The organism is Candidatus Eisenbacteria bacterium, assembly GCA_030017955.1.
In the GTDB taxonomy this organism is placed as follows: Bacteria; Eisenbacteria; RBG-16-71-46; order JASEGR01; family JASEGR01; genus JASEGR01.
On the sequence record JASEGR010000022.1, the window covers coordinates 29,243 to 40,295 of the forward strand.

The window sequence follows — 11,053 nt, forward strand, 5'->3', positions numbered from 1 at the left end:
CTTCACTCCCCAACTTTCAAGAGAGAAGAGCTGGTTCGCTCGTTCCCTGCCCTGTCCCTCACGACGACTCTGACTTCCATTTTCTTCCCCAAGGTTGGATTCTTCATCCTCACTCTTATCTCGTTCTTATCCGGAGCCCATTCGCTGACTATCTTCCTTCCATCTATGAAAACATCAACACCTGAAGCACTAATTCCCGATCCCTCCTCGATCACTCCTATTGTAAGCAAGAGATATGCTCTGCTGCCTTCGTCCTTGATTATTGGCTTGTTTATTAGGACAACTGGCGGTAGGTTATCTCTGAGAAGAGCATAGTCAGAGAACCCGCGTATCTCTGCCCTCATCCAACGGCAGGAATCATCCATCCGTCCGCCAACATACCCAAATCCCCCCGGCCCAACGGCGTAGATTCCTATTTGCTCAACCCTGGTCAGCGTCTCCGGGAAGCTTATACTCAAGATTCCCTTCCCGTCAAAGGGTATCTCAAGCGGCCTGAATCCAAACACGGGGCTCACGGTCCGAAGTCCATTGATCTCATCCTTCACATAATTTTTGAAAACCGCAACCGGCTCACTCGTGTAGAAAGTTCCGCCCGTGTACGCAAAATTCACAAGGCTCTCCGGGTCGCAGACCGTGCCGCTTCTCCCTCTCTCAGCCATTCTGAATCTCAGGGGAACGGAGTGGATCACTTCTTCCCCGAAGATGTCTTCAAGACGGAGGACCACATCCGTTGTTCCGATGGCCGAGTCATAGTCAAGAAAAAGCTCGATTCCGCCAGGTGTCGGAGAATATTCGATCGGAGGCGCTTCAGCAGCGTGCCCGGAGAATTCGATTGACTTGACTGCCCTGAGAGTCCTTGACGATTGAACTTCGATTCCGACGCAATGCCTATAGTACCTGACCGAGGACGATACTCGAAGCGGTCCCCAGTTCCTTCCTGGATTGTCTCCTGGCTGGAGACTTTTTCCGGCAGGCACTGCGACGGAAAACGACACAACGGCCTCACTTGCGTTCTGCGAAACATCCTCTGCCCAAAGACTCAGACAATGTTCACCCGGAGGCAGAAAGAAGCTCCCGTCAACTTTTCCCGGCTCGATCCCGCAGACAATCACTCCGGCGTCTTCTTCGTTCTCAGTCAGTATGCTGCTTGTTCCCGGATACCTTCTGAACGAAATCTTCTGAGAGACTGAGTCGGACGTGCGTGCGGCTTGATACGTGGTGTTGACTTCCCCCATCATTCCGTAGGGAATTGCTTCAAAACGCAGATTATAGAGTTGCGTCCCGTCAATGCAGAGGGCAGCCTGATACGGGGCCAGCAGGCCAGCCGACGTCCCGGTTCGGTCCACCACTCTGGCTTCCACCGAGAACCTCCCCCAAAGATCAACGGTGTCTTTTGCCGTGAACGCCATCCTGTCGGTGTCGTAGCCAAGCCCGACTGTCAGCGGGAAATGCTCTCCATTCGCCGTTGAGCCGCAGTCGAGCGGCAGGAATGTGATTGAACTGATCTGAGGCGGTTCCATGTCCTGTGCCTGGAATCCGTGCGTGAGAGGATTGACGGCAATGTCTTCGTCTCTTATTTCCAGGTGAAGATGGGGCGCACGTGTGCCGCTGTCCCCCGAAATTCCGATAAGCTCGCCTTCTTCGAATCTGATTTTCCCGGGCTCTGGAAAGAGGTCAACTTCGTAGACGGAGAGACTCTCCTGGTATGCCTCAACATACTCGGAGACTTTGTCGCAGAACGTATCAAGGTGGGCGTAGACCACCACTCTTCCGTCATCGATGCGCTCATAGACCGCTTTCCCATATCCTACTCCTGAGGCCCTTACTCTGAGAAGGCTGCCCGATGCAACTGCAAAGACAGGTTCTCCAATAACACCCCCTGTCGAAAGGTCAATACCCGCATGGTAGTGATCGCCCCTGAACTCCCCGAATGTTGATGTCATTAACATCTCGCCCGCCAACGGATTTTTGTACCCTGCAAGAGCCGGAAAAGGAGTTGCCATGACCAGAAAAGCAAGGATTGCCGTTCCGGTTGCCGCGGCGTGCGCACGAACAGCTCTGATCAGTGTCGGGAAACCGTTCATTTTTGCTCGAGGGACATTCCTTTCATCTCCGGAGAACCTAGCACCACGCTTCTTGCGATGTCAATTTCATGCAATTTGCAAGATTCGTGTGCATCCTGCTTTAAGACGGGCCGCAACTAATCACGATTTTGCCGGGGGATTGAATGCCAAGCCCGCACCCGGATGAACCGCAATCCTCTAGTGTCAAAAGGGATGTAGCATTCGGCTCAATCGTCCGTTTCTCCAAGCAGGCTCTGGTATAGTTCTTGCCAAATCTACTCTGTGAAGCTAGCTAGCATGACCTCATTACGTGAAGCTAGATGGGGAAACGGAGAAGGTTCGCAGGATTCAAAGGAGGGTTCTTTATGACAAGGGCAGGTCTTTTACTCATCGTTCTTCTCGCTGTGACTCTCATGGGTGCAGGCTGCGGGAACGATACACCTGTAACTCCCGCTCCTACCGACACAGAAGATCTGGTCGCTCCGGCCGCTCCCACTGGAGCTGCAGCTTACATCCGGATGGACAAGCTGAAGGTATCCTGGGCGCCAAACAGTGAATCGGATGTGGTTGGCTACAATGTGTACTGGTATGACCCTGCGCCGGAAACTGACGAGACCTATATCAAACTGAATACGACTCCAGTCACGGTGACCAACTTCACCGAGCCGGGAATACTGTCTGGCGTCACTTACTATGTCAGAGTAAGCGCGGTGGACCGGTCAGGCAATGAGAGCAGGCTGTCGCGTCCAATCGTGGCGAGCCCGTATCCGGCGCCTGGAGATCCTGGGGATTCTCCAGACGTTGATGATCCGCAGCTAGAACGTCCTTAAGTGTAGCCCGTGACCCGAGAGTAACTCCATCCGGGCGGAAAAAGGGGGTGAGGTCGTGAAGACCCACCCCCTTTTCAATATACCAATCCTTCGTCGGCCCTGCTATCTCAGAAGCACTGTTTTCTTCGAAGGCAATTCCGTGCCATCGACTGAGATAAAATAGACACCGGATGGAAGCGCCCTTCCTCTTGAATCTTTTCCATCCCACCAGATCCCCTTCATCCCAGTCCCACTCGCCGAGGCCTCCAGCATTCTTACTCTCTTCCCTTTCACATCAAAGATAGTGATGGTGATTAGCGTCTTCCTTCCGGCGCCGCCATCCTGTCCCGCGCCCGGACGGAGCAGAACCCTCACCGTCGTACCGTTTGAGAATGGATTTGGATTTGCACCAAGGAGTTCCAGAGAGAGATCGCGGGAATCTCCTTCTCTGGTCTTCGGCTCAGAAACCCGGGAAGGAGCTCCGATCGGATAGACACCTGTTCTTGCCGGGTTCTGATGGAAGGTCGGCCAGTCGCCGCAAGAGAATGAAAAGTTTCCGTCGCCAGCGTCATAGACATAAACTTCCTTGTCGAGCGAACCTGCCACAATCTGCGCAACGCCGTCTCCGTTCAGGTCGGCAATTGAAGGTGAGGACACTATTTCTCCCCTCCCGCCCTTGGGCCATCCCTTGAGAGGTGTACCGTCGAACCCAAATGCATAGAGCCGCCAGTCACTGCACCCCACGAATATTTCGCACTTGCCATCTCCATTGATATCAAGAATTGCAGGTGAGGACTTGATCTGTCCCCCGAGAGCGACGGGCCAGCCCTGGCAGACGCTGCCATCCTTTCTGAAACAGTAGAGCTTGCGATCCGAAGAACCAACGACGATCTCAAGGTCTCCGTCTCTATCCACATCTGAGACTGCCGGCGACGAGTAGAGCCCGCGTCCCGCGCTCTGAGGCCAGCCAGGAAGGAGAGATCCGTTATGGTCCCACACATACACCAGGCTGTCAGCCGAAACTGCGATTATGTCAAGGAGACTATCCCGGCTGATATCGGCAAGACACGTCGATGCGATGACAGAATCAGAGGTTGCCTGCGGCCATCCCGGAGATGAACTCCCGTTTGACTTCAAAGCACGAACGAATCCGTCACTTCCACCGAAGACTATTTCCGGAATGCCGTCCCCGTCAATGTCCCCAACGGAGGGGGTTCCGCCTATAACACTACCCGCGCCTATAGGCCAGCCAGGGACCAGAGTCCCATCCCTGTTGAAAACGTAAACCGATTCGCCTGCACAAACGATAATCTCAGGAATAGAATCAGTGCCGATGTCCGCAAGAACAGCCGATCCACCGACACTCCCTCCGACCGTCACGGGCCAGCCCTGGCAGGGAATTCCTGCATTGTTCAGGGCGTTGATCTTCCCATCGCTTGTTCCGAAGACGATGTCAGGATACGAATCACCATCGATGTCGGCGATGGACGGGGAAGATTTCACCATCCCGCTTACCGCCACCGGCCATCCCGGCTTGAGAGATCCGGATGACGAGTAAACGTAGCACATGGAATCATTGCTGCCGATTCCGACCTCCGGCATCCCGTCCTTGTCGAGATCGCAAATGGCCGGAGATGACTCAATCATTCCTCTCGTTCTAGCCTTCCAGTAGCCGGTTCCGACTCTTAGAGCCGAGTATGCGTTGACCCTTCCGGAGCCGAGGCCAGTTCTTTGGCAAACCTGCGGGTCCCCGAGGTCATCTGCCGTTTCCCCTATGCGAGCTGCAATCTGGCTTCCGTTCAAGCCGGGATGAGCCGACTTTATGAGACTGGCGACTCCGGTGACGAATGCAGTAGCCATGGACGTTCCGCTTTTCCAGCCGTAAGTGTGAGTCAAAGAGTTGTGGTCATATAGGGTGCTCCGGATGTTCTGCCCCGGTGCCGAAATATCGATCCATGAACCGTAGTTTGAGCTGGCCGTCTTGCAGTCGTACTCGGTCAGTCCGGCAACGTCCAGACAATCACCTCTCGTTGAAAGATAGTTGTACGTCTGTAGAGTGTTGCCGTGATTTCCTGCCGCGACTACGACAAGAACCCCTCTCGAAACTGCGTAGTCAACCGCAGCCGAAATCCCTCCTTCATTTCCGGAATCCCAACTCGCGTTTATTATGCCGGCTCCCATAGCAGCGGCGTAGTAAATCGCCTGCGCACAGAAGTACATGTTGACTAGTCCAACTTCATTGCCAGCGTAAGAAGCTGACCAGCCGGCTCTGAGCGCCATTATTCTGGAACCCCAGCCGGCACCCGCAATTCCCGCGCCGTTGTCCGTGACTGCGGCGGCTATTCCGGCGACGTGGGTTCCATGGCCGTTGAAATCCATCGGGTCACTATCAGAGTCCACACTGTCCTCACCCGGCCATGCAGTTGCAAGGCTGTCAACCCAGTCCCATCCTCTGATATCGTCTATGTACCCGTTCCCGTCATCATCCGCACCGGGTGTTCCGCTCATCTCAGGCCAGTTGACCCAGATCGCCGGCGAAAGGTCGGGGTGGAGCCAATCGACGCCTGTATCTACGATGGCAATAACGGTGCTGGTGTCTCCCCTGACGATGTCCCACCCCCAGATTCCAGCAATATCTTTGTACATAGTATTCCCGAGGCCCGTCTGGGTTGAGAAGAGAGGGTCGTTGGGGACGATTGAAACCTCGTAAACTCCGATGGGCTCAATCTTCTCAAAGACATTACTTTGCCTGAGTTCATCCACGGCAACCGGAAGTCCTTTCTCCTTTGGAAAAGAGATTTTGAAGTAAAGAGAAAGGTCCTCGGGTCCTCTTGGAAGAAACTCCGCATTCCTGAACTCCCTCTCGATTTTCGAAACCCCAACCTTGTGAAGTACCTGGTCGACCTCGGAAAATCCTGTCTCACAGACTCCTTTGTTGAGCCGCGCGTCGATACCACGGAACCTGTCTGAGAACTTGACGACCAGTTCTCCATCGACGTAGTAAAGGGGTTCTCCGCGCGTGGCGGGAGGAAACAGGCAAAACACAAGAAAGAAGAGAAGGCTGGCCGGAAAACGCCGAAGCATCCTTCGACGTCTCTCAGGCCACCGGTTTTGTAGGCTGGACCAGCGCTTCCCGCAGATGATTTCTTCAACCCCGCCTTGGAGCTGCCAGCCCTCTGCCGCAGTGAACAAAAGTTTGTCGATGAACTTGCTCATACTCTTACATTATCGGCCATTCGGTCTCCAGACGCAACATCGGGGCTGAGGCCGTGCAGCAGGCAGGTCCAGAGATGTCCTTGAACCGACTTTCCGAAAATCTCTGGACTCCCTTCTTGGACGAGGGAACGGCCTGGTTAGACCCAAGGACAAGGGGCATGGCCTTGGGAAACTGGTGGAAGAAGGAAGAGGCCTGCTTGAAGATAACGGAATAGCAGTGTCTTCAGTCTTTACTATCGCTGATCTCTTCCAGCAGAGGTAGCCGGCCTTCGCCCTCGACCCCTGAACCCTTCCCATCTCCGGAGTATCGGATTTCGGTCTTGAGCTGAAGAAGCGAGAACTTGAGCGATTCGCCTTGAGAGCCGAACCCTGACACAAACTTTTGCTTTCTGTCGTTCCTGTCGTACTCAAACTCAACAGATGATTTGAATTCGCTCTCGATTCCCTGACAGAGTTTCTCCGCTATCTCGGGTGGGGTCACAAGAATAAACTTCGAGAAGCCCGTATCCCCCACGTGAGCGACCATGATATCCTTGTCCTGGCAGAGGGCAACTACTTCCCTGATGACGCCGGCTGTAAGCCTGAGAACTCCGGCGAACTTCATTTCACCATACTTCGCCTTGAAAACGCCCTCCGCCTCCTCATCAAAGGTCAATGTCGCGACTGCGTAAAGCTGCCTTGAGGCCCTCCTCTTCCCGAGGTTCTTCTCCAGCGCCTCTGCGCCGGGGAGTTTTGTGATCGGATTGGGCATCTCGCCTTTTCTCTTCAGATCAAGAATGTTTTCAACGAGAGACTCGAGTGCAACCGGATCGAAAGGCTTGAGTACGTACTCGTCTGCCCCCGCTCCAAGTCCCCAGAACCTATCTGATTCCTGGGACTTTGCCGTTAGCATTACCACCGGCGTCTCCCTCAGTTCCGGCGTCTCTTTTATTTCCCTGCAGACTTCGAAGCCGTTCTTCCCTGCCATCATCACATCAAGGATTACTATGTCCGGCCTCTGAGCTTTGACAATCAGCAGCGCATCTTCGCCTTTGGTTGCAGTGAACACCTCGTAGTTCCTCGAGGCAAAACTCTGTTTGAGAATGGCAAGGAGGCTTGGGTTATCGTCAACCACAAGGATCTTCATTCCAGACATTTTCTCCCCCCTTGGCTCTTAGACGCCTGCTCTCACAGCACGGCTTCCGGCGCACATTTCTCCTTATTCAACAGCTGCGGCAATTTCGGAACTGCTCATCTCCAGAGGAATTGAAAAACAGAAAATACTTCCACCCGAAGGATTCGGCTCAAACCAAATTTTTCCTCCATGTCTGGTCACGATGTCCTTTGCGATGGTCAGCCCGAGACCGGTGCCTGCCGTCTCTGGCTGGTCGTGGGACCTGAGCCTTACGAATTTCTCAAAGACCATCCCTCGTTTTGCGGGCGGTATTCCAGGCCCGGTGTCTGATACTCTCACCCTGACCTCGGCCCCCTCGTGTTCACCATGTTCAACAAAAAGATCACACGTCACCTTCCCGCCGCCGGGTGTGTACTTGATTGCATTTCCAAGAATATTCCTGAATACCTGGCTGATCCTCATTCCGTCACAATAGACATCCGGGAGCCCTGAACCGCAGTCCAGCGAAAGCTCGAGTCCCTTGGCCTCTGCCAAAGGTGTTAAGCCACGCACGCAATCTTCCGCAATGGTCCCGATCGAGTTGAACTCGAAGTTCATCTCTAGTCCGCTCTCCAGCTTTCTCAAATCAAGAACCTCGTTTATCAAAGTAAGGAGGTCTTCGGATTCCTTCCGCACGATGCCAAGCAGCTCCTTCTGCTTAGCTGTTACTTCTCCGGCTCTTCCGCCTGCAAGAAGCGTCGTCGCACCGATGATCGAGCTCAGAGGTGTCTTGAGTTCATGCGACACCTGCGAGACGAACTCGGACTTAAGCTCATTTGCCTTTGTCAGCTCGGAGATGTCGTCAAAGACAAGAAGCATTCCCGAATAGGTGCCGGATCTCACGAGAGGCACCGCGTTCACATTGAAGAAGGAACCGTTAAGCTCCACCCGCTCCTTCCGCACCATCGGCTTCGAAAGCGTGGCCTCAACGAAACGGAGCAATTCACCGGACCCTGAGAAAGCCTCTCTGGCCAGGGCCCCTTGCCGTACGGGTTCTCTCCCAAACAAAGTGGTCGCTGCCGTGTTCGTTTTCACGACTCTTCCAGAACCGTCCAGCAGGATTACAACCTCAACCATATTCTCAAGAAGTGTCTCTAATCGGTTCTTTTCCAATTGAATGTCCAGGCACGCCTCTCCGAGTCGTCTCCCCTCCTCCAACGTGCGTTCATATAGTTCGGCATTCTCGAGGGCAACCGCCGCCTGGGCGGCGATTCCTGACGCAAGAAAGATATCCCTTCCACCAAACGGTTTCGAGCCGCTTCCCCTGGTTACGACAAGGTATGCTCGGAGCCTTTCCCTTGATTTCACGGGCGCAACGAGCAGTGACGTAAGCGTCCCGTTACCGCCATCTCTCTTCATGCTGTTTGCAACGACTGGCTTTCTGGACTCCTTCACTTCCTTGAGAAGGTAGCTCGCAAGAGTGCCGCTGACATCTTGCTCTTCTCCTTCAAGCACAAGTCTTGCGTCCTCTGCTTTGACAAGTGCCTCTGCCGATCTCTCGACAAGCTCTCTTACGTCTCTGAGTTCGAGGGTCGATGAGATTTTTCTTGCGACGCCCATAAGGGTCCTGAGCTCCCTTGCCCTTTCTCTTGCCTCACTGGCATACCTGAGGTTGACCAAGGATGCGCCAATCTGATCGGCCAAGGCCGCAAGGAATTTTGTTTTCCCCTCCGCATCGCGCAACCTGCTCGACGCCATTCTGACAAGGAATCCGAGCCTCTCTGTTTTGAAGACAATCGGCGCCACAATCCTTCCGTCAGCCTCTTCGAAAGGCGAAACGTCCCCTCTCCCCAGCCATTTCTCGATACCCGCGAAAAGACCGGCGCTGCCCCGGGAAAGCTCAATTCCTCCGGTTCGCCTGTCCTTCAACGCCACTCCAATCTTGCCCAGATCGGTCTCCTCATTTCCCCATCTCGAAATGTGGTCTGCAAACTGACCTTCCGTCATGTTCCCTCTTATCGATCTGTCAAAGCTCACGATCAGTTCTGCTCTTGCCCGTCTTCCCCTCTCTTCCTCGTGTCCCTTCGCAAGGAAGGCAGTGAAAAGCGAGACAACCAGAAGAAGAGGTATCCTGAGCAGGAGATTCGGGTCAGAAAGGACGGACTCAAGTCCATCGCTTGCGAGAAGACCTGAAGCGTAGACGCAACTTGCTACGACGCCTATTACCACGCTCGTCTTTACCTCTCTTCCAAGCGCCGAAGCCATGATTGCGAAGAAGTACACGATGTAGAGATCGGTTTTCACCGCATTGCAGGAACGGACGACGGCTGAGATGACCAAGATATCCAGAATGAATACCGCGTAGTCGAGCTTCAGCTTCTCGAATTCCTCGTTAGAGACGAACTTCAGGGCGATGTTGGAGATCGCGAACACGGCCAGGAGAACAGGTATGGTGATTCCTGTTCCAAAGCTTCCGTTGTGAGAATACAGGGCCAGCAGAATGAGAATGAGAATCTCAATCCACCTAAGCGCAACGATTGTGCCGACCTTTCCAAGATTGAACTTCTTCATGCCGACCATCTCCAATTTCAACCCGGACCGGAACGAATGAGGCTAAAGAGTTCCGGGAAAAGACCGATCAAGCAAAAAGGAACTGCCGATTGCGCGAACACGGCGAAAGGAGAAACAAAATGGTCGAAGATCTGAGCCAAGCACCTGTTTCAGAGAGCATCGGTCCGCTTCCAGCCTCCTTAAGAGCAGTCATCCACGAAATAAACAATCCCCTCTCTTCCATCATCGGCAACACCCAACTCCTCTTGATGAAAAAGTCATCGTTTGACAATAAGACCGTCGAAAAACTCCGGAGGATGGAGGCTGATGCCATAAGGATAGATGGGATCCTGAAAGCCTTGAGGGCATCGATAAAAGAATAGCCGGCCATCTTTCATGTGACTGCAGCCCGTTGAGCCGCCGTGCCGGACGTCCTCCGTTCCTTTGACAAACCTCTCCTTTGTGCTATATTCTCAAGATAAATGTGAAATCTGGCCGCGTGGCGCGATTACGGTCGGGGAATCGCGCAAGGTCTATGTCTTCTTCACGTACAACGCGGAGGGGAAAAGAAGTTGAAGGACGAAAAATGGTATTCACTTCTGGATGACATACGCGACAAATTCGGCACGATCGACGAGCAAGTTCAGTCTTTCGACCAGGGAAGGACAAAAGTAGAGACGATTGTTTTCGAGGGCGCGTCCGGAAAGATGAAGCTCGAGAGAACAGCGAGGCCCTTGCTCCTGGAGAAAAAGGTGCATTTCTCAAAGAGGATTGGCAGCAGGCCCACGATTGAGTATGTCTCCTCTGAGACAGAAAAGATTGAAAAGGTGAAGCTCTTCAGATGGGATCAGAATGAAGGCTGGGTCGAGATTTCGCTGACCGATTTGGGGAAATAGGGACAGGCACCATTTTCCTATTCGAGGAAAACAGGAATCGAAGACAAGGACCGTCTCTAATCTTCGAAAATTGTGCCTGTCCCATTTTCGTTGTGGTAGCGCCACGGGGAGTCGAACCCCGGTCTGATGGCTGAGAACCACCTGTCCTAACCACTAGACGATGGCGCCCACCGGAGATTTACATGGAGCATGCCCCGCAAGAAAAGGCCCAGGACGCTCCACAAGGACGGCACACAGCCGATTCAACCGCGTCAACGCCTGCTGCAGGCAACTTCTCTTCATCCTAACGCAGGGCATGGTTGCAGTCAAGGAAACCAAGACGCGGGAGAAAACGAATGGAACTAGTGCACCGTAACATAAATAAGTTGACATTGACATTGCCCCAGAACGGTGCACTGCTCGGGGTTTTAGGGGGTCGAGCCCGAC

The 11,053-nt window shown here is 53.6% G+C and carries 7 protein-coding genes and 1 tRNA gene; 3 read left to right on the top strand and 5 right to left on the bottom strand.

Going from position 1 to position 11,053, the window contains the following annotated elements; all coding sequences use genetic code 11:
* Positions 1-2 precede the first annotated feature (2 nt).
* Positions 3-2,084 carry a M23 family metallopeptidase gene (locus QME66_05180; GenBank protein ID MDI6808358.1) on the bottom strand — a complete coding sequence of 694 codons (2,082 nt, stop codon included), beginning with the start codon at positions 2,082-2,084 and terminating at the stop codon, positions 3-5.
* A gap of 344 nt (positions 2,085-2,428) precedes the next feature.
* Here QME66_05180 and QME66_05185 point away from each other — a divergent pair, with 344 nt between their 5' ends.
* The gene (locus QME66_05185; GenBank protein MDI6808359.1) at positions 2,429-2,893 is read left to right on the top strand and encodes a fibronectin type III domain-containing protein; all 465 of its coding nucleotides are present in this window, start codon (positions 2,429-2,431) and stop codon (positions 2,891-2,893) included.
* A gap of 102 nt (positions 2,894-2,995) precedes the next feature.
* Here QME66_05185 and QME66_05190 read toward each other — a convergent pair whose 3' ends face one another.
* The 3 genes from QME66_05190 to QME66_05200 all read right to left on the bottom strand — a co-directional run bounded on the left by QME66_05190 (position 2,996) and on the right by QME66_05200 (position 9,752).
* Positions 2,996-6,088, bottom strand: a complete 3,093-nt coding sequence (locus QME66_05190; protein ID MDI6808360.1) for a S8 family serine peptidase — start codon at positions 6,086-6,088, stop codon at positions 2,996-2,998.
* 223 nt (positions 6,089-6,311) lie between these two features.
* Positions 6,312-7,223, bottom strand: coding sequence for a response regulator (locus tag QME66_05195; GenBank protein MDI6808361.1), 912 nt, complete (start codon positions 7,221-7,223; stop codon positions 6,312-6,314).
* Between the two features lie 63 nt (positions 7,224-7,286).
* Positions 7,287-9,752: an ATP-binding protein gene (locus QME66_05200; GenBank protein MDI6808362.1), complete on the bottom strand. Its 2,466-nt coding sequence runs from the start codon at positions 9,750-9,752 to the stop codon at positions 7,287-7,289.
* 119 nt (positions 9,753-9,871) lie between these two features.
* On the opposite strand from QME66_05200, the gene QME66_05205 reads away from it, so the two are divergent.
* Positions 9,872-10,114 (top strand): histidine kinase dimerization/phospho-acceptor domain-containing protein, encoded by a 243-nt coding sequence (locus tag QME66_05205; protein ID MDI6808363.1) that lies wholly within the window; start codon positions 9,872-9,874, stop codon positions 10,112-10,114.
* A 189-nt stretch (positions 10,115-10,303) separates the two neighbouring features.
* A complete protein-coding gene (locus tag QME66_05210; protein MDI6808364.1) occupies positions 10,304-10,627 on the top strand; it encodes a hypothetical protein in 324 nt (107 codons plus the stop codon).
* Between the two features lie 93 nt (positions 10,628-10,720).
* Here the strand turns inward: QME66_05210 and QME66_05215 are convergent.
* Positions 10,721-10,795: transfer RNA gene (locus tag QME66_05215), tRNA-Glu, on the bottom strand.
* Positions 10,796-11,053 lie beyond the last annotated feature (258 nt).